Source organism: Aquimarina aggregata (genome assembly GCF_001632745.1).
In the GTDB taxonomy this organism is placed as follows: Bacteria; Bacteroidota; Bacteroidia; order Flavobacteriales; family Flavobacteriaceae; genus Aquimarina; species Aquimarina aggregata.
In genome coordinates this window covers 122,315-144,097 of sequence record NZ_LQRT01000060.1, presented here as the reverse complement: position 1 = coordinate 144,097, position 21,783 = coordinate 122,315, and the positions used below count along the sequence as shown (strand labels likewise).

Genomic DNA, 21,783 nt, shown 5'->3' with positions numbered 1-21,783 from the left:
ATATATGATATTCTTAAAAAAAGAGGTTTGTTTTTTTCAATTTAATAACAGTTTATTGAATCGCTTGTTCTAAATCTGCAATTAAATCATCAACATCTTCAATTCCAACACTCAACCGTATTAATGAATCAACTACTCCTGTTTTTTCTCTTTCTTCTTTTGGAATAGAAGCATGTGTCATACTTGCTGGATGTCCTGCTAAACTTTCTACTCCTCCTAAAGATTCTGCAAGTGTAAAAATTTTCAAATTCTCAACAATCCCAATCGCTTTGTCATAATCACTTCCTTTTGGCACGAAAGAGATCATACCTCCAAATCCGTCCATCTGGGCAACGGCAATCTTATGATTTGGATGATCTTCGAAACCGGGCCAGTATACTTTTTCTATCTTAGGATGATTTTTTAAATATTTTGCAATTGCTTCTCCGTTTTCACAATGCCTTTGCATGCGTATGTGAAGTGTTTTTATTCCTCTTAATACTAAAAAACTATCTTGTGGTCCACAAACAGCACCACTAGCATTTTGGATAAAATATAATCGTTCTGCTAACCTCTGGTCTTTTACGACCAATGCTCCCATAACCACATCACTGTGTCCTCCCAAATACTTTGTTGCACTATGCATAACGATATCAGCACCAAGATCGAGTGGTCTTTGCAAATACGGTGTAGCAAAGGTATTATCTACAGCTAACAACACATTACGTTTTTTAGCGATCACTGCAATACCCTTGATATCTATTATATTCATCATTGGGTTTGTTGGTGTTTCTACCCAAATTAATTTTGTGTTATCGGTAATATAATCTTCTACATTATCTGCATTTTCCATACCGATAAACCGAAATTTGATACCAAAGCCTTCAAAAATTGAAGTAAACAAACGATATGTACCCCCATAAAGGTCATTCGTAGAAACCACCTCATCACCTGGTTTTAATAACTTAATCACAGCATCTATTGCCGCTAATCCAGATCCAAAAGCTAATCCAAATTTTCCATTTTCTATACTAGCAAAAGAATCCTCTAATGCTTTTCTTGTGGGGTTGTGTGTTCTACTATATTCAAATCCCTTATGTCCGCCTGGAGTAGTTTGAGCATACGTTGATGTTTGATAAATTGGTGGCATAACTGCTCCGTAAGCCGGGTCATGCTGCTGTCCTCCATGAATTGTTTTAGTGTTAAATTTCATGTAGCTCTATATTTTTAACAAGAATAAACTACCTTGTCTTTTTTATGTTAAAAAGTTAAACAAATGTATGATTTAATTCATTCTAATCATATTTGAATGATTACCTTTTAGTAGATGATTAACACAAAACCTAACACCCTTTTAAAGTTTGTTTTTTCTTTGGGAATTTTTCTCTTGATCTATAGTTGTACAACCAACGAAACTTTCACTTTTGAGAAACAAAATTTTACCGTTGACAACCTACCTAATTGTAAAGATTCCGACTGTGCTTCCTTAGAAATTAATTTACTTCAGGTCATAGATGACAGACCAATTTGTAAAGACATTAACAAAGAAATAGAAAAAGCTGCCTGTTCTATACTTAATACAGAAGAAAAAGCTTCTGAAGAAAACATGAACGATGCAATACATCAATTTAACCGTTCATATCAAGAAATTAGTAATGAGTTTCCTGACGAAACGGTGCCGTATGAAGCCTCTATTGATTGCAAACTTAGTTTTACATGCCAAGGGCTAATTTCTGTGAGTATAGATTCTTATATTTTTACTGGAGGTGCACATGGATACAGTAGTCTTTCTTTTATTAATATAGATTCAAAGACGGGTAAACGAATACCAAATCGAAAGCTTTTAAAAGATCCAAGTGAATTTGAAAACTATATCGAAAAAGTCTTTAGACAGAATTTTGAGATTCCTGAAACAGCTTCTATCAATAGTACAGGGTTTTTCTTCGAGAATGAAACTTTCAAATTACCAGAAAATATTGGTTTTACAGCCACAGATATCATCTTACATTATAACCAATACGAAATCAGTTCTTATGCAGAAGGACCGGTAGTGCTAAAGCTGGATAAAAAAGAGATCTCATCTTTTTTTGCCATCAATATTGAATAAAACTATCTAATCTTTCTGGTTTTTAAGCCAGTTCTCGGCTTCGATAGTATACCAGTTTTTTGAAAAGTTCTCTGCATTGATTAAAATCTGAAAATGATTACGTGCCTTATCAATATTTCCTTTTCTATCATAATATACTCCCATATAAACATTTGCATATGGGTTTTCAGGATCTTCTTTTAATACTTTCTCTCCTACCTCCTCTATTTTTTTATCAAATTGATTGAATTCTCCTAAGTCTTTATAAAAGGCCACATCTTTTAAAAAAGTAAGGTTATGTAATAGGTTCAGGTTTGCATAGGTTAGGTAATCTGGAGACTCTGAGAACACTTTTTCTAACAAAGCTGCACTGGTTTGCATTTTTGAAGTATCGAATCTTGCCATAAATGATTCTGCTAGTGCTTGTGCCAACAGTTTTTTGGTATAGAAGTCCTGGTTTTTATAGGCTTTCTTACTCTTTACACCTTCTATTGATTCCAACAAAACCATATCCTCTATTTGATAGATATAGTTCTTTAAAAAACTAAGCGCAAAAAGTGATGTAGTAACATCCCCATAAATTAATCGCGCAGGATCACTTAATAAATTATTATTTGCTAACAACAATAATGTTATATTCTTTGAAGGCACTTTTAACCATAAACTTGAATAACAATCATACTGACCATATCCCCAAATTAGTTCTAAATCATTAAACTGTTGACTAAAAACTCCATACCCATACGGTAAGTTTTCATTTAAGCCCGAAAACATTAGTTTTTTTGATTTTTCAGAAATGATTGTATTATCATCAAGAGCTTTATTAAAGACTTTTAAATCGTTTAAGTCTGTAACTATACCTGCCGAAGATGAATATCCATAATCAACAAACCCCTTTTCGGTTCCATTATCTAATATATATGGGGTAGGTATTTTTAAATTATCCTGATTTACCTGTACAGAATCTCTAAGCAAATGTGTATTCTGTAATGCCAAAGGTTCTAGTATCTCTGACCTCATATATTCATCAAATGATTTTCCTGAAGCTTTTTCTAGTATGGCAGTTAAAATTCCAAATCTTGAACTATAATAAAATCTTTTTCCCACTTCTCCTTGAGAAGTATGTGACAAAACATGTTTTACTAAAATTGAATCTGGAGCATTTATTTGCGGAACATATTTTTGTATTGGTGCATCCAGTGAAATTTTTTGTTCTTCAACTAATTTCTGCATCAAAACTCCAGAAAACACCTTTGTAATAGACGCTATCGGAAAAACAAATGTGCTATCCAGTTTTGTTTGTGATGCTACATCTGCATATCCCAAATAGTTTTGATAAATAGTTTTATCACCTTCTATAACAGAAACAGCTATACCCGGGATATGAAAAAATTCTTGTAAACTTTGAAGTTCATTCTCGAATTTATTAGCGCTATCAAAAAGCGGTTTTTCTTTCTTAGCACAGCTAAAGACTAATAAAGCAATGCAAACAAATTTTGGTAGTGATTTCATATTTATTTTTTATTGTCTATACTCAAACACTACCATTGTAATCGCTTACTAAACGATTTATAGAAAAAACTGATCTTTATAAACCTACTTAAACAGCTTTCTTTAGTGCCAAAATATATCCTAAATGAATTCCTTCGTGGAAATTATTAAAATTAAGAGCATCTTGAACAGATTTTAACACAAATCCTGTACTCGTCTCGTATTCATTATAGTTCTTAAAAATACCTGCGGCTAAATCTTCTTCGGTTTTATCTAAAGTACTAAATAATAAGGATTTTACTTTTGACACCTCTTCTGCAGTTACTTCTCTGTAAAATTCTGTACCTTTTTTATACAAATTCACCATCTCTTCTTCTATCATCATAGGTAAACCGCTCAATTTGTATACCAATAATTGTTGTGTTACAACTACATGAGCAATATTCCAGATCAAGTTGTTTCTAAAACCATCAGGAACTTTGTTAAGTTGTTCAAGTGTATGGTTATCTAGTATTTTTTCGATTAGCTTTCGATTAACTCTAGTAATTACGATTGGATCTTGCATGATATGTATTTGTTTATGTATTGTTTTTCAAAAATCAGAAATTATTTATCGATCCTTAACGTTCATAACGACAAAAAAGGATCAAACCCATTTCATAATTTTTCGCCAAAAATAGGGGTTTTAACTCTGAAATGATTTTCCTTTGTGATGATTTTTACATTTGGAATATATCTCTATATAAATTGAATAGGTTACTTATATGAATTGGCATATAAAACCATAAAGTTTTAAACTAATGAAAAAAATATATCATCTATCTACCTGTGATACATGTAAGCGTATACTTAACGAATTAGCTCCTTCTTCTGACATTATTTTACAGGATATTAAAACTGAAGAAATAACCAATGATCAGTTAAACGAAATGCAACAACTTGCTGGTAGTTATGAAGCATTGTTTAGTAAACGTGCTAGATTGTATAAAGAGCGAGACCTTAAAAATCAAGCATTATCAGAAGATGATTACAAAAACTTAATTCTCGAACATTACACGTTTCTAAAGCGTCCCGTTATTATTTTAAATGATCAAATTTTTATTGGTAATAGCAAAAAAGTAGTAGCAGCCGCTAAGGAAGCTATTTAGATTTATGAGTAAAAGAACTCTAGCTCTTATTGCTGCAAGTTTTGTAGCTGTTTTTTATGGAGCTAATTATACTATAGCCAAAGATGTAATGCCACATTACATGAAACCCTTTGGTTTTATCTTGTTTAGGGTTATTGGCGCGTTTATATTATTTTGGGCAATTAGTTTTCTGGGGCCTAAAGAAAAAATAGAACGAAGTGATTTTCGTATAATTGCTGCAGCTGCAATATTTGGAGTAGGTATTAATATGCTTGCTTTTTTTGAAGGACTGAATCTCACCACCCCCATTAGTGCTTCTGTTTTAATGGTTACTGCACCTATTATTGTATTAATTCTTGCTGTAATTTTTTTAAAAGAAAAGATAAGAGCACCTAAAATCATAGGAGTTTTAATTGGTCTCTCAGGCACATTACTCATCATATTATATGGATCAGGAAATACGACAACGGCAACTAATCCTACATTAGGAAACTTTTTGGTTTTCGTTAATGCTGCTTCATATGCATGCTATATTATTATCGTTAAAAAAATTACGCAAAAATACCATCCATTTACTATAATGAAATGGATGTATGGTTTTGGTTTGTTATTTGTTTTTCCTTTTGGAATTTCTCAATTACTTGAAGTGCAACCAAATGCCATTCCCCTAGAAGGATATTTAAAAATAGGATATGTTACTCTTTTTGCAACCTTTGGCACATATATACTTAATGTATTTGCGATAAAAGAGCTAAAACCTACAACTGTAGCTTTTTTTATTTATTTGCAGCCAATGCTAGCTTCGGTATTTGCTATTGGTTTGGGCAAAGATTCTCTCGATATTATCAAAATTGTCGCAACACTACTTATCTTTGTCGGGCTGTATTTGGTAACTAAAAAACCAAAAGAGTTAGCTTAAATCTACCGGAGTTTTGGCAAATTTTCGAGTATCTTCTTTGGTAAGTATTCTAAAATTCTCTGGGCGTTCAATTTTATCCATAAACGGCAATATTTGTTCTGGTAGCGGAATTAATTTACGCTCACCCAAATCCATCCAAGCCCCCATCATTTCGCATTGTGCAAAATTTCTTCCCTTATGATCATAAAAATTATGTCTAAACTCAAAAAACTTACCATCTTCACTTAATCCAGAGACCTCAAGAGAAACCTGTATTGGTTTACCATAAAAAACTTCTTTAAAATAATAGATATGTTCATAAAATACCACTGGTCCTATATTTAATTTCCCCAGCAAGCCTCTATCAAACCCTTGTTCTGTTAAAAAAGACATTCTTGTATGTGCTGCCAATTCGATATATGCTTTGTTTGCCAAATGTCGATTCGCATCGATATCATTCCATCTAATCTCAAAATCTTTTAAATACATCCCTTCTATTTTATGAGCGACAAAAATACAAAACATTGTTTATGTCAATATAACTACTATTGCATTTATGATATGTTTATAAAAAATTAGGTTGGCTCATCATTATCTTCTATTCTTTTAATAAAATATGAAGGATAAACACCTGTTTTTTTATAGAATGATTTAGAAAACGCATCTCTAGTATTAAATCCACATGATTCGCTTATTGCCTTAATAGTATATTGTCGTAACGTTTTATCTTCATTTAATTTAGAGATGATATAGTCTATTCGCAAGTCATTTATATACGTATTAAAATTTTTTTGCCTGTAGTGATGTATAATTTTAGATAAATATTTTGGATTTGTTTCAAAATCTTTTGCCAGAAAAACACAAGTAATATCAGGTTTTAGAAAACATTCTTTCTCTTCAAAATTAATCAAATCATGTAACACTCTGTTTACTATTTCTTTTGGTATTTTAAAAACATAATCTTCTTTTGATACTTTTGCGTTTTCAGATTTTTGTGCATTATCTAAAGAATTAGCGTTTAAAAATTCTTCAAAATTTTCTTGATTAATTTTATGCCTATCGTAATTAAAAAGAAATAAACCAATTGCTAATAACACTGTCAAAAAGATAACTATTATTAGCATTGTGAAATTTTTATTTTCTAACCCACCAATAATTTTATCTTTTTCGAAGAGTAACTCTAGAGTAGAATACTCTTTATTCATTTTTTCTTCTATATACGTATTATTAATTTTTGTTAAACTATCAAATTTTAAAAGCTTTTCTATATAGACTAATTCTTTATTAAACTCACCTTTAGATTTGGTATATTTTATTAAATGCTCATACGTTTTTCTGATTTTTTCTGACGGATTTTTGGTTATTTCATGAATGGAGTCAACTTTCTTGAAATGTATCATAGCCTCTTCTTCATTTCCCTTATCTAACTCTATTTCTCCTAAATAGAAATGACCCGTAATTAAAAACGATTTATCGTCTATCCCTTTTAAAAATGTAATAGACTTATGAATACTATCATAAGCCTTATCATAATTATTACTATAAAATAGATTTACACCTGCATTAAGTATTAGTCTATTATAAATCTCTTTACTATTTTCTTTTGCAAGTTTAATTCCTTTATTAATAAAAATTGATGAGGAGTCGATCTTGTTTGCCTTCGTATATGTTTCACTTAATATCACTATAGACGATAGGTAGGAATATATATCTTTTGATTTCTTATCTTTTTCATATTCATAACATTCTTTTAAAACAAGTAGTGCCTCATCATAAAAACCGATTTTGGCTTTTATTTCTCCTATATTATGTTTTGTAATATATATATACTCGGTATTACCCGTTTTGTGAGCAAATTTTAAGGCTAGAAGATAGTTATCTAACGATTTCTTATAATCACCTTTTTTATAAAAATGTCCTCCTTTAAATGAATATGGAACCGTAGGGAAAAAATTATGTTCACTGTACTTACTTAGATGTATTGCTTTATCTAGCATTTCAAGCTTTGTGGTTTCATTTTTTTGATAAAAGTGCAAAAAACTATACGCCTGAGCGATCTTAATTTTATTCTTATCTCGAATACCTTTTTCTAAAAAAGCATTTAAATACACTAAAGACTTCACAGTGTCTTTAGAGGATAGTTTATACGCATCGTATAAATCTTGATAAGTAAATTTTTTTAATGAATCTTGTACTACCTGATTATTTTCTTGAGAATTTATGATTAAACAACAAAAGAAAAACACTATCAAACAAAAGTTTAATTCTTTAATTTTCATAGGCTTTAAGGTATAATTTCAATTAAGTTGGTTTTAAAAGAAAAAGAATCTCATGTCCCTTAACGCAATACTTCGAAAACCTAGCTTAAATAGTCTTTTTTTTCAAAAATTTACTTGGGATTACAGTTTATTTGAGGAATCATCTATCTATGGGAAGAATCATAAATTTAGTGGTTTTAAGTTGGTTTTAAGTTCCTTTTAAATATCTAACAAACTATGCTTTAATAGTTATTCAAAATGTTAGGCACCATATCAAATACTTATATGATTATTAACATTATTTATACTAAATATGCATTTTAAAAATTCATTGATTTGCATATATTCAATACTATCGTTAATAATACAAGGAATTATCTAATAATCATTTGAAAATCATTTCTATTACTTCTTGACATTGATTAAAAAATTATACCAATATAGGAAAGATACTTTTTGATTAAGAAAACAGAGCATAATTCTAATTTAAATAAATTAGGATGCTGTACGTCGTTTAAGATTTTCTTTCCTTACATCATCTTTTCTTAAAAATTAGTTAAATGTTAAGCTTGCTTTCTAGAAAACAAGTCAAAAACTGCGTCTGTTTTCTAGAATACGTGCTATGATCTCTAAATTTTATACTTCACTCAACAAGTTCAATATACCTTTGAAATCCGATATTAACCAATACTAAACTTTAAATTTATTACATGAGAAACGCAAACAGTAAATTAAAAATCAATAAGATAAAGGTATACGCATTTAAAAATTTAACGACTATTCGAGGAGGAATTAATAATAAAAATAATATCAAAAGTGATGTCCCACAATGCCCTGTTTGTAAGTAATAACTAGTTTGCTTAAAAAAAATAACAATTAAGAATCTTAACAATGCTATTCTATACTATAACATATTAAAAAATAAGAAATATAAAGGTGAACTACTACAAGAAAAAAAACAGTAATTCTCTTCTTTTCAAAAAAACTTTAAGCACCTAAACCTTTGAGTCATCTAATTGTGGTAAAAAATCTATCTGGATTTCACATCATCTCTATCAATTACACAAAAAGCATTATTGATCAACTATAGAAATTCAACAATCATAGTATTGAATTGCACATATGGTTAATCTAAAACTAGATGCTTTGATTATTTAACATAGATACTTCTACACAAAAGCATCTACATATAACCCTATTAATTATGCCTTGTAAAATTTTACATTTTGATAATTGCCAAATGACTAAACTAGGTTTTCGGCAAATTGCCAGTGAATACTCTCATATAGATTTCACAATCAACTATGAGAATAGTAATAACGAATCAATATCAAAAGTTCTAACCCAGCATAATCCAGATATTTTAGTCATCAATTTAGATACTATACCTTATAAAATTGTTAGTTTAATCATAAATTACAATACTAAAAATTTAAAAAAAATAAAAACTATCCTTGTTTCTAATTTTATTTCTAAACAAGTATTCGAATCTTTTTATACTAAGGGTATTCTTGGTTTTCTGTATCTAAACTCCAAAAAAATAGAAATCATAAGTTGTATAAAAAAAGTATGTGAGAAAAAGATTTATATAAGTAATGAATTTAGAGAGAAAATAAATCAATACAAAGATGATCATTATTTTATTAAGAGTAGTTTTAAAACACTTACTCCAAAAGAAATTCAAGTTATCAAATTTATTATTTTAGGAAAAACCAGTAGTGAAATAGGTGAGATTTTACATAATAGTAAACGTACAATCGAAACACACCGACAACATATTGCAGAAAAATTTGATATTATGGGGCAAGGAAGATTATCACTGTTTTTAATTGAATACAAGTCTCTTATTACTGCCTTACTTAATGAGCAAATAGAGATTTCTGGTTACTCATAATTATATTCTAGTTGTATAAGCAAGAAAGTATTTAAACCAGATTATTTTATGTTTCCTGATTTTATAATTTCAGATTTGATTAATACTCTTTAAAAACTCCTTTATCTTCTTGGTTGAATCGATATTGGCTTTATGGTTTGCCTCTTTAGTTCCACCTAAATCAAACCTTTCGTCTAACAAATGCCCTGCATTTTTATAATTAAAATGAGTACATAATGGTCGATTGATATGATTAAGCTTATTTAATTTTGTACAAATATATCCAGCCATCATTTCTGATGGCCAAATAACATCTAGACTTCCACTTAAAAGTAAAACTGGATTTTGAATCTTATCAAAATCTATCGTTTCCTTATTAGAATCTTCTAAAACTTGTAGTGATCTCATATACAAATCAACCAATTTTTTTGGAGCTTCGTTCTGTATGACAAAAGAGACAAATGGTAAAGGTTTTTTATTAATGCTCCAGCTAGAATTAGGCTTTCGATGCCAATTTTTAATAATTCCAGGCCATACTGCAGAGCTTGGACCTATCGCAACTACACCTTTATAAATTTGATCGCGCGACGATAAAATTAAAGCCAATTCTGCTCCTTTTGACCAACCCGCCAAAATTAGACCATCTTTTCGAATTTCATTTTTTGATAATATCCATTTTTTTGCATTTTCAAAATATTCTAAAGGTATCATTTCTAATTCACTAGGAAGAAATTTATTGAAATTAAAATATGCCAAGGACAGTACGGCATATCCTAATGAAACAATTTTTTCTGCAAGATATGTCGGTTTGCCACCCTCGGATCCACCAAGAACTACAACCGCATAATTCCCATCTGTATTTGGTGGATAATAATCTGCTATAAAACCAAACTTTTCGAAATCGTCAATCCTATCAATTGTGAATTCATTATCTCTTTTATGTAAAGTTGTTACCATTATATTTTGAGAATACGTTTTTTATTTCTTTACCCGTTCCTGATCATTTCTTTGTTTCCATTGCTGCCACCAAGCGGTAAAAGCCTGCGTGCGGTATTCATCTGCTTGAAACGGGCCTGGTGTATAATATAATGAGTTTACGCCTTGCTGGGTTTCTTCAACTAATGTAATATCTTGTTGTATGGTTGTGTTCCATAACCAAGTGAGTTCCTCGACAGGAGCTTGAAAATCCTTAGAGGTTAACCAGATCAATTCTACCTCGGTTTGCATTGTAGACTGAGGTCGAATACAAAACAGCACTACATAATCAACATAAGCCATGTAAAACAAAAATGGTCCTATTCCTCCAAAAATTGCTCCACCTTCTAGTCCATCGGCACCTCCCAGGGTAGCCCCCATTCTTTCACCTATCTTACTAGCTGTCTTTCTACCTCCACCAAGAGGCATACTTACATTAAAATTGAATAAATCTTCATCCATTTCAAAATCACGATCTTGAGGAGGCACCCACCCTTTAGTATATGCTTGAGAACGCCAATTAAAATCATCTTCTAGATATAAATCATCTCTACCATTTTCAAATTGATTAATAAATCCTTTTACCTCGGATAATTCTGGATGATTAGGTGCGCAATGCCAACACTCTAAAAAGTTCTCTACCCATAGTTTCCAGTTTGCTTTTACAGTATAGGTTTTTCTTTCTCGAATTTTTGCTTCTTCTAGTTTTAAAACACCCAAAACAGCATCTAGCTTTTGAAGCTGTAGATACTCCTTATTACGTCCATGATAAAAAACCAATCCCGCTGATTCTTGAACCTGCAATTTGCGTAAGCATAAATGTCTAAAAGAATGGTTAGATTGATCTCCTCTGGCAACAATCAATTTACCATCTAAGTCATAACGCCAAGCATGATATGGACAAACAACAGAATTGAGTCCTCGTTGTTGTGGTTCTAAATCACATGTCTTTTCTAACAATCGTTTACCACGGTGGCGACAAGTATTTGCCATTGCATTAATAACTCCTTCCTTATCTCTAACCACGATAATACTCTCTGATGCAATATCGGTTACAGAATAATTACCTTTTTCTTGTAATAAGCAACTTGGCGAAGCCATTACGGGTAAGTATCTAAATAAGGTGTGTCGTTCTTTTTTAAAAATATTGTCATCGGTGTACGCATGTCGCGGCAGTGACTTTACAAATTCGGTTTCTGCGTATACGTCAGTATTAAAATTCTCCATGAATTCTTTTTTTAAAGAGGTGATATTATAAAAATCGTGAGTGGGCTAATAATTCTTCAACTGCCCTAGAAAATAATGGATCAGAATGTAAATTTTTTAATTTTTCGCGCCAGTCACTAATTGGCATAAAATCATGTATTGATCGTATTTGCGTTCTGGCACTAGCTATAATAACACTGGGATTCTCTGGATAATTTGACAAAAGTTCACGAAATGCCTTATGTGCTTCAATGCCGTTAGTTCGCATAGCAATAGCATGACCTGCACTACGCAATTTTAGTACATAGATATATGCATTAAAAATTGCAATAGACATTTGATCTATATTTCGAGATTTTGACCAATCGATAGCTACCAAAGCTTCACTTCTATAAACAGAACCTGCATTAGGGTCTTCTCGGTTATTGCCCAAAACAATGAGTAGTTTTATTAAGGCCACCAGTCCCTGGTCATTCCTGTACGCTTGTACTCTTGCAAATGGTAACCAAATTGCAGCTGTTTCTTTATCTTCTTCTGCTAGAACCTGAACAGAAACATCTGTTAAAGACCTATCCGAGGGTGGATTAATTATTGCAGCTTTGGTTACAAAAAACTCAGTATCAATTTTCCAGAGATCTACAGAGAAAATTTCTTTCATAACGACTGCACTCCTGCCCTCTCGCAATTGTGATTTAAGAGAAGACCAGTTATTTACTAAAAAAGACAATGATTTCTCTTTAATAATTTTGGCAATAAGATGAGCCGCTAATTCATGAACTCTCAAATCCTGATCAGACAAGTCTGAAGAGTCACTCTTAGTTGGAATAATTTTCGAAAAATAAGGATCATTACTCCAATCAGTCTCTACAAGTGCAGCAAGACTAGGGCGATCCCAATATTTTTGTTTTTGTAGAAATTCTTCATTCTCATTAAAACGATGTTGTAATAAAGTTGCCAATCCTTCATCCAAAAATAAAGACCTTGACATTAAAGAGCAATGTGTAATTTCATGCACCAAAAGTGATTTATCTTGTAAGGCATTTTCACTGGCCGCAATAAATCCAAAACCATTAATCCCAGTAATGGCATGAAGTGGCGTACCTTCAGTACAAATTTCAATGATCAATGTTGGCGCAGATATATTTAATTGCGTACCCACCCATTTTCTGGCATATTCTATTGTTTTTATTTCAGTATCTGATAAAGACCGTTCTCCTAATGAAAACAAATCGTCTGTTACTTGATATAGGCTTTTTAATCCATCTGCCAAGTCAAATGCCAAATCTAACCAAGCTCCTTGTGCTCCTCGATTTGCCAATTGTTCTGCAGCATCTCTAGCCTCTCCCCAAGATTTTTGAGCGGCAAGAACGCATAGAGATTTAAATAACTCGTCTGGTTTTTTTTCTATTATAGTGTTCATTAGTACTAGAATTTTGTGTGTTTTGATTAGTTGATAAAAGAAAAACAGGTTTCTACTATTTTTATTTATGTCCTACAATAAAACTGGTTAAAAAGGTTTCATCAACCCCATCGATTTTTAGAAACTCACAAATCTCATTATCATATGACCCTCCCCAAGCTAATGTTCCTAAGCCCATTCCGGCACTTGCTAATCCGAGTTGTTGTAGTATACCTCCTGCTTCAATTAAACTAAAGCGATATCCTAAAGCTCCATATTTATCTAAGCTTCTTTTTAGAACTCCTGTTAAAAAAATGATCGCTCCACAATCTTTACTATATTCTTTATGATCTTGTAATGATTGTATAACTTTGGCTTGTTTTATACAAGAGTTAATCATTGTAAGGTTGTGAGTTTTTGGTGCGTAGTGGTATGCTTTCCATTCTGTATGCGTATGATCTGGTCTTAGTACATATATTTCTACTGGATAAAGTCCTCCTGCAGATGCATACGTTCTAAAAGTAAGTTGTGCTTTTTTATTTAAATCTGGTATATGATATCTGGTCACTCTCAAACTTGATAATAGATCAGAAAGTTCTTGATCTGATAAAGGTGCAGAATTAAAAGCTCGACAAGATTCTCGTTTCAGAGAAACATTTTCAAATGACATGTCAACAGGCCTTGCTTCAGGTAATGTGATTTCCGGTTTTAAAAAGTAGTTTTTGTTATTTCGAGAATCTGAAAATATTTGTGCTGGATTATAAAGGTGGTTAAATATTGATCTATCTAACATAGGTCTCATAGTATGAGACTGTTTTGTATTCTCATGAAAAACCTCTACTATATTTTGTTGTTCTTCTTTATAAATCATCCCAGCAGATGTTTCCTCTTTTTTTAAATAGTAACTGATAGTCTTTGAATTCATAGCATGAAATTTATAGTAATAGTGATAAAGTAGTTGGCCTTATCTATTTTGGTTAGTAATAAGAGTTGAGTTTATTAAGGAAAAGGGTGAATTTCCTGATTTATGGGCGTATTCAAATCTTTTTCTTTATATGCTAAAAATTGATTAAAACGTCTCCTATCAAGAGGTACTCTGCCAAAACCGCACCACATAGGCTGTAAACTTGGAATGACAGCTCTTGTAACGCGTAATCCTAAACTCGCTACATCTTCTGGAGAAATATCGATTACATAGGAAGGATGTCCTAGATCGTCTAAAAGATTAACGATTGTTTTTTGATCATGAACATGATCAGGAGTGGTACTAGGTGTAAATTCTAGTCCATCTAATAAAGTGGATCGCTCAGTAGAGCTCCAGAAAAATTCTGCTTGATGTTCTCTACCTTCTTGTAAATAGTATAATACGTGATCAGAAAAAGCTTTAACATCTTGCTCCTCTACTCTTTTATTCCATCTATGCATTTCTATACACCAGTTAAATGTATGAAAACACTCTACGACTGCTTTGCGTAAAGCAGTTTTAGCACATAAATTAGTTGAAGCTCCCAATGCAATCCCTGGTTTATCGGGGTGTTTTGCAATGACCAAAATAGTAGGCACACCTAATTCTGTCGTGATATCACCAAGGAATAAATCTACTCCTTCATGTTGTAGTAGTTTTTGCAAATCAGGTGATGCGCAAGCTATGGCTTGATCAAGATCTATCTTTTTTGCAGGTTGACGCGCTGCCCAGTGCAATGCATAAGCATCTCGTTCTATCACTTCATATAGACCTGAACAAACAGCCCATTCTTCTGTAGGACCACAAGCTAAACCTGTACTATAGGAATCGGTCAAAAATTCGCTTTTATGTTTATTATCATATGCAAAATATGCTAATGACGCAGGGAAGTATATATTTTTTTGATCCCTTAATCGTTTTCCTATGGTCCAACCAATAGGTATTTTAGGATCATGTTTTTCATATTTAAAATTAGGGTCATTGTATTGATCTCTACTAAAAAGAATAAAATCGTTCGGGTCAACAAAACTATCATTGTCTAATTCATTAGACGCTGCCCAAGTAATAAGTTGAGGATCATAAATTGCTCCGGCATATCGTTCTATCCCTTCTCCTATTGCAGACCAAATAGCCGATACTCTATCCAGAGCCGCACCAGCAGATTGTTTTCCCATCTGAAAACGTTTTCTACTTTCTCCTTCTTGTGAAACTATAAAGGGGTCTTGAAATTCTGTGATAGCAATAAATATATCAGGCTCATCTGGCATTAACGGAATTTCTTTTATATAGCGAATAATACCATATTCTAAATCTAGTACGCGATCTAGCAATTTAAATAATTTAGGATCCATCATTTTTCTTTTTGTAATTAATCTAATTGTCTATAATAAATTATCCTATCTATTATAATTGATCGCGAATAGCTCTCAATGGCTCGTTTTCATAGTTACTGCATACTCGACAACGAGGAATTCGTAAAATTGGAGAATGTTTGATGTTTAGTAAAACAGGGTCAACAGTAATCATTGTTGACGGTTCAGATAAATCATAGTTTCCACTAAGTATGGTAAGAACCTGTCTTGTAAGTAAAGCTCCCGCCATTTGATCTAGAACTGGACCACCGTTATAAACGGGTAAGTCATCACGTCCTGATGATCTATACGCAAGTAACTCATTAGGAAATAGGCTAGAAGCCAATTCTCTTTGATGCGCACAATTCAAACAAGCTGTTTCTCCAGGAACTACAAATGGTCCTAATTTAAAACTACGATGAAACCATCTAAAAAATAATATAGGTTGCTTATTTTGAATCGCTTTTGCATTCATCTTTTGTAAAAAATCGTGATCTTCTTGATCGCAGATCACAATCATTAAAGGGAGCTTATCTTCCGAAATTGAAAATTTATCTTGATCATCTATTATCTTAATTCCTGCTTGTAATAATGAAGTTTTTGAGACACTTGCAAGCTTACCTTCTCCCATAATAGTTACTGAAATAGGATTCTTACCAGTAGCCACTTTACCTCCAGACACACCATGTTGATCAATTAACCTCTGAATTTGAAAACTAGAAGCATTATCTTTATGTATCAACAAACCTCTTGTATGTAATATCTCTTTGATTTGTTCAGAAATACTCTCATCAACCTTAATATCATTTATTGATGGTGTTCTTAAAACCTTAAGCGCATTTAATATATCATTGGCATGTTCATCAAATGTGATATGCTCTCCATCAGGTTGACGAAGTTGGATTCGTTTTTCATCAACTTTTACCCAGTGAACATCTGGATGTAAAATTAGATTTTGTTCTTCCATATATCTTGTGAGACTAAACAAATGGTCTCGTTTTTTGGATTACAAACCTTATATGCTTTATTTATTAAATATAGTTTTCTAGTATTCAGTAAAAATCAAAGGAGTAATCAGTTAAAGCTATTTTAAAATGATCGTCTTATGGTTAGCAAACCATACCAATAGTTAAAACTATCGGTATGATTATGTGCTAATTAAGATTACTCAACGATACCACAACTAGAAGAACAACATGTACATGCTCCTGCAGTTAATGATTCGTCAAACTCAGAAACTGTTGCTACAGCTTGTGGAGAGGAGTAATGACTAATAGTTTTAGCCTCAGCTACACCACTAGAACAAGAACTACAAGCTCCTGCTGTCATTGTTGCGTCAAAGTTTGCAATAGTAGCCACTGCTTCTGGAGAAGAATAATGACTAACTGTTTTAGCTACGATAGCTCCTGTTTGAAAATTTACATTTTTCATGATAAAAAAATTTGTTGTTAATAATTAGTCATAAAGAAAATGATACTTTGTAATCATATCCTAAGTGTATACACGTATATCTTAGTTGTTTTCAAAAAAAGCTACGCATTTTTTGATTTTTTAACATACTTGCAACACTATCAATTTTATTAAATACTTTTATAATTATTAAAACAACTGAAGTATAGTTAGGATCATTATAAAGTCAAAAACAACGATCGCCCCGTATAGTGGTAAAAATGAAAATTAAAAAACCAGGTGTTTTTCTTTTACCATCTAACGGTATAAGTACTAAGTATTCTAAAAGTATACTTATTCTAAAAAAATGTACTCTTAATGTCTACATAGACAACATCATATTTTCACCACTATTTTAACACCTTAGCATATTCGATTTAAAGTTTTCACAACTTTAAGTTATGTAATACAAAGCCAAACTCTTAATCCAAATCTTACTCATGAAAACAATTCAGTTTTTTGTTTTTGCAATGATGTTTATTTCATTCTCAAAGACAAACTCTCAAACTAATATTAGTAAAGAAAGTGAATTAAAAACATGTGATCTTTTAGGAAATAAAACCATAAAAGAGAATATGAAATGTCCAAGTCAAGAAATTTCAGTTGCTAATCTAACTACAGGAGTATCATCACTTTTATTAAAGAAAAACTTAAGCATCAACCCACTGTTAAACAACAATTAGATTACTAAATAGTATTCATTATCATCTTATTCATTACAAACGATATCAAATAAATTTAAATATGAAATCATTAAGATTTATACCTGTCTTAAACAAGGCCTTTATACCTTCTAAAAGCTTTTGCCTATTAGCTACTTTTTTATGCGCAAGTATTGCCCTTTTTTCGCAAACACAACAACATGATTGGCAACGCACTAACCCTGGTGGAGGCGGATGGTTTGGTTGCGTAGGGGCTAGCAAAAACGGAATTGTCCTTGTTGGCAGTGATCTAAGTGGGGCATATAGAAGTAAAAATGGAGGACAAACTTGGGATCCCATTGGTGCTAGTCGTGGTTTAAAAGACACCCATATTGGTGGAATGGGCTTTCATCGAAAAAATGGAAATATTATGTTCTTAGGCTCTGGTGGGATATACAAAACAGAAAACGGAGGAGATTCTTGGAAAAATGTACTCAATACAGGTTATGTAAGTGATATAGAATTTGCTACAGATAAACCTTGGATTGGTTATGCTGCATGGCATAAAGCTTGGAATTCTAAAAATGCTCAAATATATAAAACTACAAATACTGGAAACTCATGGTCAAAAGTAAGTATTAACTTACCTACTACTAGAATTATTAAATTGGTTGTTAACCCAAAAAATGCGAACGAATTATATGCCCTCGTTGGAAGTAGTCGTTTTGCCTGTTCAGAGGCCGATTTGTACAAAAGTACTAATGGAGGAAAAAATTGGAGTAATATTACAAAGAATACTAATTTTGACGGATTTCCCGATATAATCGATATTGCTCTAAACCCTAAAAAACCAAATATTTTATATATATCAACCGCCAAAGGAAATTGTAATAATAAACATTGGTTTGATGGTAGAGATGGTAGGCTTTTTAAGAGTACTAATGGAGGTAATACTTGGTCCAAACTTCAAAACAAGTCAGGTCAAATTTTTATTAATGCTAATAATACCGAAAAAATCACACTAATCGCATCTCGAACATTGGCAGAATGGAATGATCAATCAGGTGTTTATACATCACTTGATGCCGGAAATACATTTAGTAAAACAAGTAATGTTAATCAATGGGGAAGTACTTTTCATGGAGAAATTCAAGGAACTTATGCAACTGTTAAAGATGGGTATTCAAGAACAATTGGGGAAGATCTTTCGAACCCCGATAATTTATACTGGGCAAACTCTCAATGGGTATTAGGATCAAAAGACAGCGGTAAACTGTTCAAAGTTCTCCATGCTAAAGAAGTAACAAAAGATCATTGGCAAAGTACAGGTGTAGATAATGTAAATATGGTCGATATCGATATTAATGAAGTTGACAAGAATATCATATATACATCTTGGTATGATATTGGTGTTTGGCGAAGTTTAGATCGTGGTAAGACTTGGGAAAGCTGTAATAATGGAAAATATGGATGGAGAGGCGGAAAAGGAGGTAATAGTTTTTCTGTTATTTCAGATCCTCAACGTTCTAACGTTGTTTGGACAATATTAACTAGTGGTCAGAAATCGGAAACGCCAACATACCTATTAAAAAGTAATAATAGAGGAGAAAAAAACAGTTGGATAGAGTCAAATAAAGGGCTACCCAATAAAAGATTATCTGGATTGTCATTAAACAAAAAAAGTCCAAAAAATACGAGAACTTTATATGTTACCGCAGAAGGTGATGTTTACAAAAGTATTGATGATGGTGCAAATTGGTCAAAGGTATACGATTGTAATGGGTGTAGATTTACAGCTGTTGATCAATTTAATGGAAACATAGTATATGCCGGAGGTGAAGCTGGCATGAAACGATCGAATGACTCAGGTAAATCATGGAAAGATATTAGTCATTCTGAAATGAAAGGAAAACCCAATATTGACATCTGGAATTTCAATCAATATACAGGAGTTTATGATATTAAAACAGATCCCAATCATAAAAATTGGATTTTTGTAACAGCTACTGGGCAAAATAAAGGACTTTACAAAAGTATAGACCAAGGAAATAATTGGACCAAGTTAATAACAGATGACTATATGAGAAAAGTGGCTATAGCTCCGCAAAACTCTAATACCATTTACGCTACCTCATCTAGCGCAATACATTCAGGAGGATATAAAAATAATTCTAATGGTATCTTATTTTCAAATAACGGAGGCCAAACATGGAAAAAGCAAAACAAAGGAATGGCTTATCAATTTGCTATGGCAGTAGATATAGATCATTCTAATAAGCCCAAAGTTTTTGTTGGTTCTCCAGGAACCGGTTTTCAAATGGCAGACGTTCCTAGTTTTATAAATGAAACAAACATCACACTAAATGGAATATTCAATATACAAAACCACTCCAATGGTCAAAATATAATAGCTCCAACATGGGCGAATCATAATGCAAGAATGTACGACTCTTTATCAGCAACCGATCAACAATGGGAATTTAAACATCTGGGAAATAACCAGCATCAAATTATAAATATAAAAACTAGACGTTTTTTAGAAGTATCTGCTGCTAAATGTGGCAATAATTCAAATGTCAACACATGGACTTCTGGAGGAGCCAACCATCAGAAATGGTATATCACCAAAAAAGGAAATAATCATTATCTACGCCCAGTACACTGTCAAAATTTTGCTCTGGATAAAAGTATAAGTACTAATGGAAACGTAAAACTTTGGTCCTATAACACCGAAAATGAAAATCAGAAATGGAAAATTGTTCCCGTAAATAACAAAATTTTAGAGTATAAAAATGAGATCAAAATATACCCTAATCCAGCTCATGATTTTATCAAAATTAATAACCTAACAAAAGGAGATCAGGTAAGAATTTATGATATTTTAGGTACTTTAATTTCAAAAAAACACATACAACACCCTAATCAAGAAATTTCTATTTCTAATTTCCCATCAGGTATGTATATAGTATCAGTTTTCGGAAAACCAAACCACTATCTTATAATTGAATGATAGCGACTTAAAAAAGACCCGACACGTTTTGATAAACTGTCGGGTCTTCTTACTTTAGAAGAAAAATTAACTCATGTATATCAAACGAAATATTGGATGGGGACTTATTCTTCGTTTTGCCTGGAAAAATATTATCTTCTTTACTATATATACAGCTGGTATCTTTTCTATGTATCATTTTCTTGACTGGAAATTCATTGACATCCCATTTCAACCTCTTACAGTTATAGGTATTGCAGTGGCTTTTTATATTGGTTTTAAAAACAGTCAGAGTTATGATCGATTTTGGGAAGGCCGCAAAATTTGGGGAGGAATCGTAAATTACTCCAGAACTTGGACCAATCAGGTATTAAGTCTTGTTAATGATGATCATGAAACAAAAAAAATTCTCGTTTACCGACACATCGCATGGATCAACGCCCTTAGGATCCAGTTAAGACAACCCACTTCGTTTAGTATTAAAGAAAATATAGCAGTAGAAAAACTTTTCAAAAAACATGCAGAGCAAAAACCAGCTTGCGATGCCACAAAACACTTTGTTTCTCCAGAAGAATACAATGACCTTCTTCAAAGAAAAAATCCAGCTACACATCTTGTGAAAAATCAAGGATTGCATATTAAAAAATTATTAGAAGAAACTAAAATCACAGAGTTTGACAAGCTACTCTTTCATAATACCTTAGAAGAGTTTTATAATCTACAAGGTAAATGTGAACGTATAAAAAACACCCCTTTTCCGAGACAATATGCATATTTTAGTACGCTTTTTACTTGGATATTTGTTCTTTTACTACCTTTTGGATTACTTAATGTTTTTGAGATTGAGTTAAATCAAATGTCTCACCACATAAAACCATGGTTTATTTTCTTAATGATTCCCTTATCAGTATTAGTTGCATGGATTTTTCTTACTATGGAAAAAATCGGAAGTAATAGCGAAGATCCTTTTGAAGGTAGAATTAATGACGTACCTATGACTGCTCTATGCCGAACTATAGAAATTGATCTTAGAGATATGTTAGATGAGAGCAATCTTCCAGAAAAGGAAAAACCAAAAGATAACATACTATATTAG

The 21,783-nt window shown here is 32.0% G+C and carries 19 protein-coding genes; 7 read left to right on the top strand and 12 right to left on the bottom strand.

The window, feature by feature from the left end:
- Nucleotides 1-52: 52 nt before the first annotated feature.
- The gene (locus AWE51_RS25270; RefSeq protein ID WP_066320022.1) at nt 53-1,192 is read right to left on the bottom strand and encodes a cystathionine gamma-synthase; all 1,140 of its coding nucleotides are present in this window, start codon (nt 1,190-1,192) and stop codon (nt 53-55) included.
- A gap of 114 nt (nt 1,193-1,306) precedes the next feature.
- On the opposite strand from AWE51_RS25270, the gene AWE51_RS25265 reads away from it, so the two are divergent.
- A complete protein-coding gene (locus AWE51_RS25265; protein ID WP_066320020.1) occupies nt 1,307-2,086 on the top strand; it encodes a DUF3298 and DUF4163 domain-containing protein in 780 nt (259 codons plus the stop codon).
- A gap of 6 nt (nt 2,087-2,092) precedes the next feature.
- Here AWE51_RS25265 and AWE51_RS25260 read toward each other — a convergent pair whose 3' ends face one another.
- A complete protein-coding gene (locus AWE51_RS25260; protein ID WP_066320017.1) occupies nt 2,093-3,577 on the bottom strand; it encodes a serine hydrolase domain-containing protein in 1,485 nt (494 codons plus the stop codon).
- A gap of 88 nt (nt 3,578-3,665) precedes the next feature.
- Nucleotides 3,666-4,121, bottom strand: a complete 456-nt coding sequence (locus tag AWE51_RS25255; RefSeq protein ID WP_066320007.1) for a DinB family protein — start codon at nt 4,119-4,121, stop codon at nt 3,666-3,668.
- 235 nt (nt 4,122-4,356) lie between these two features.
- Between AWE51_RS25255 and AWE51_RS25250 the strand changes: the two genes are divergently transcribed.
- Both AWE51_RS25250 and AWE51_RS25245 read left to right on the top strand, forming a co-directional pair.
- Nucleotides 4,357-4,704: an arsenate reductase family protein gene (locus AWE51_RS25250; RefSeq protein ID WP_066320005.1), complete on the top strand. Its 348-nt coding sequence runs from the start codon at nt 4,357-4,359 to the stop codon at nt 4,702-4,704.
- 4 nt (nt 4,705-4,708) lie between these two features.
- Entirely contained in the window at nt 4,709-5,602 is an 894-nt protein-coding gene (locus AWE51_RS25245) for a DMT family transporter (protein WP_066320003.1), read from the top strand.
- Here the strand turns inward: AWE51_RS25245 and AWE51_RS25240 are convergent.
- Nucleotides 5,594-6,070, bottom strand: a complete 477-nt coding sequence (locus tag AWE51_RS25240; RefSeq protein ID WP_066320364.1) for an acyl-CoA thioesterase — start codon at nt 6,068-6,070, stop codon at nt 5,594-5,596. The genes AWE51_RS25245 and AWE51_RS25240 overlap by 9 nt on opposite strands.
- Before the next feature lie 86 nt (nt 6,071-6,156).
- Nucleotides 6,157-7,860: an AraC family transcriptional regulator gene (locus tag AWE51_RS25235; RefSeq protein WP_066320001.1), complete on the bottom strand. Its 1,704-nt coding sequence runs from the start codon at nt 7,858-7,860 to the stop codon at nt 6,157-6,159.
- A gap of 1,183 nt (nt 7,861-9,043) precedes the next feature.
- Here AWE51_RS25235 and AWE51_RS25230 point away from each other — a divergent pair.
- A complete protein-coding gene (locus AWE51_RS25230) occupies nt 9,044-9,733 on the top strand; it encodes a LuxR C-terminal-related transcriptional regulator (protein WP_066319998.1) in 690 nt (229 codons plus the stop codon).
- Nucleotides 9,734-9,802: 69 nt separating this feature from the next.
- On the opposite strand, the gene AWE51_RS25225 is transcribed toward AWE51_RS25230, so the two are convergent.
- The 7 genes from AWE51_RS25225 to AWE51_RS25195 form a co-directional block, all read right to left on the bottom strand.
- Nucleotides 9,803-10,669, bottom strand: a complete 867-nt coding sequence (locus AWE51_RS25225) for an acyl-CoA thioester hydrolase/BAAT C-terminal domain-containing protein (RefSeq protein WP_066319995.1) — start codon at nt 10,667-10,669, stop codon at nt 9,803-9,805.
- A 21-nt stretch (nt 10,670-10,690) separates the two neighbouring features.
- A complete protein-coding gene (locus tag AWE51_RS25220; RefSeq protein ID WP_066319992.1) occupies nt 10,691-11,914 on the bottom strand; it encodes an aromatic ring-hydroxylating oxygenase subunit alpha in 1,224 nt (407 codons plus the stop codon).
- A 25-nt stretch (nt 11,915-11,939) separates the two neighbouring features.
- Entirely contained in the window at nt 11,940-13,313 is a 1,374-nt protein-coding gene (locus tag AWE51_RS25215; protein ID WP_066319986.1) for a hypothetical protein, read from the bottom strand.
- Nucleotides 13,314-13,374: 61 nt separating this feature from the next.
- Nucleotides 13,375-14,217, bottom strand: a complete 843-nt coding sequence (locus AWE51_RS25210; protein WP_066319984.1) for a SagB/ThcOx family dehydrogenase — start codon at nt 14,215-14,217, stop codon at nt 13,375-13,377.
- A 74-nt stretch (nt 14,218-14,291) separates the two neighbouring features.
- Entirely contained in the window at nt 14,292-15,608 is a 1,317-nt protein-coding gene (locus AWE51_RS25205) for a YcaO-like family protein (RefSeq protein ID WP_066319981.1), read from the bottom strand.
- Nucleotides 15,609-15,660: 52 nt separating this feature from the next.
- On the bottom strand, nt 15,661-16,575 hold the full coding sequence (locus AWE51_RS25200; protein WP_066319974.1) for a TOMM precursor leader peptide-binding protein: 915 nt from the start codon (nt 16,573-16,575) through the stop codon (nt 15,661-15,663).
- 197 nt (nt 16,576-16,772) lie between these two features.
- The gene (locus tag AWE51_RS25195; RefSeq protein WP_066319973.1) at nt 16,773-17,039 is read right to left on the bottom strand and encodes a hypothetical protein; all 267 of its coding nucleotides are present in this window, start codon (nt 17,037-17,039) and stop codon (nt 16,773-16,775) included.
- A gap of 458 nt (nt 17,040-17,497) precedes the next feature.
- Here AWE51_RS25195 and AWE51_RS25190 point away from each other — a divergent pair, with 458 nt between their 5' ends.
- From AWE51_RS25190 to AWE51_RS25180, 3 genes are all read left to right on the top strand, one after another.
- A complete protein-coding gene (locus AWE51_RS25190) occupies nt 17,498-17,740 on the top strand; it encodes a hypothetical protein (RefSeq protein WP_066319970.1) in 243 nt (80 codons plus the stop codon).
- A gap of 61 nt (nt 17,741-17,801) precedes the next feature.
- Nucleotides 17,802-20,708 (top strand): T9SS type A sorting domain-containing protein, encoded by a 2,907-nt coding sequence (locus AWE51_RS25185; protein ID WP_066319967.1) that lies wholly within the window; start codon nt 17,802-17,804, stop codon nt 20,706-20,708.
- 73 nt (nt 20,709-20,781) lie between these two features.
- Nucleotides 20,782-21,783: a bestrophin family protein gene (locus AWE51_RS25180; RefSeq protein WP_066319965.1), complete on the top strand. Its 1,002-nt coding sequence runs from the start codon at nt 20,782-20,784 to the stop codon at nt 21,781-21,783.

Bases quoted from the DNA above. Each gene is read 5' to 3' on its own strand.
- AWE51_RS25230 (WP_066319998.1), top strand. From the start codon at position 9,044: ATGCCTTGTAAAATTTTACATTTTGATAATTGCCAAATGACTAAACTA.
- AWE51_RS25270 (WP_066320022.1), bottom strand. From the start codon at position 1,192: ATGAAATTTAACACTAAAACAATTCATGGAGGACAGCAGCATGACCCG.
- AWE51_RS25265 (WP_066320020.1), top strand. From the start codon at position 1,307: ATGATTAACACAAAACCTAACACCCTTTTAAAGTTTGTTTTTTCTTTG.
- AWE51_RS25190 (WP_066319970.1), top strand. From the start codon at position 17,498: ATGAAAACAATTCAGTTTTTTGTTTTTGCAATGATGTTTATTTCATTC.
- AWE51_RS25185 (WP_066319967.1), top strand. From the start codon at position 17,802: ATGAAATCATTAAGATTTATACCTGTCTTAAACAAGGCCTTTATACCT.
- AWE51_RS25205 (WP_066319981.1), bottom strand. From the start codon at position 15,608: ATGGATCCTAAATTATTTAAATTGCTAGATCGCGTACTAGATTTAGAA.
- AWE51_RS25255 (WP_066320007.1), bottom strand. From the start codon at position 4,121: ATGCAAGATCCAATCGTAATTACTAGAGTTAATCGAAAGCTAATCGAA.
- AWE51_RS25180 (WP_066319965.1), top strand. From the start codon at position 20,782: ATGTATATCAAACGAAATATTGGATGGGGACTTATTCTTCGTTTTGCC.
- AWE51_RS25200 (WP_066319974.1), bottom strand. From the start codon at position 16,575: ATGGAAGAACAAAATCTAATTTTACATCCAGATGTTCACTGGGTAAAA.
- AWE51_RS25250 (WP_066320005.1), top strand. From the start codon at position 4,357: ATGAAAAAAATATATCATCTATCTACCTGTGATACATGTAAGCGTATA.
- AWE51_RS25245 (WP_066320003.1), top strand. From the start codon at position 4,709: ATGAGTAAAAGAACTCTAGCTCTTATTGCTGCAAGTTTTGTAGCTGTT.
- AWE51_RS25260 (WP_066320017.1), bottom strand. From the start codon at position 3,577: ATGAAATCACTACCAAAATTTGTTTGCATTGCTTTATTAGTCTTTAGC.
- AWE51_RS25225 (WP_066319995.1), bottom strand. From the start codon at position 10,669: ATGGTAACAACTTTACATAAAAGAGATAATGAATTCACAATTGATAGG.
- AWE51_RS25195 (WP_066319973.1), bottom strand. From the start codon at position 17,039: ATGAAAAATGTAAATTTTCAAACAGGAGCTATCGTAGCTAAAACAGTT.
- AWE51_RS25240 (WP_066320364.1), bottom strand. From the start codon at position 6,070: ATGTATTTAAAAGATTTTGAGATTAGATGGAATGATATCGATGCGAAT.
- AWE51_RS25210 (WP_066319984.1), bottom strand. From the start codon at position 14,217: ATGAATTCAAAGACTATCAGTTACTATTTAAAAAAAGAGGAAACATCT.
- AWE51_RS25220 (WP_066319992.1), bottom strand. From the start codon at position 11,914: ATGGAGAATTTTAATACTGACGTATACGCAGAAACCGAATTTGTAAAG.
- AWE51_RS25215 (WP_066319986.1), bottom strand. From the start codon at position 13,313: ATGAACACTATAATAGAAAAAAAACCAGACGAGTTATTTAAATCTCTA.
- AWE51_RS25235 (WP_066320001.1), bottom strand. From the start codon at position 7,860: ATGAAAATTAAAGAATTAAACTTTTGTTTGATAGTGTTTTTCTTTTGT.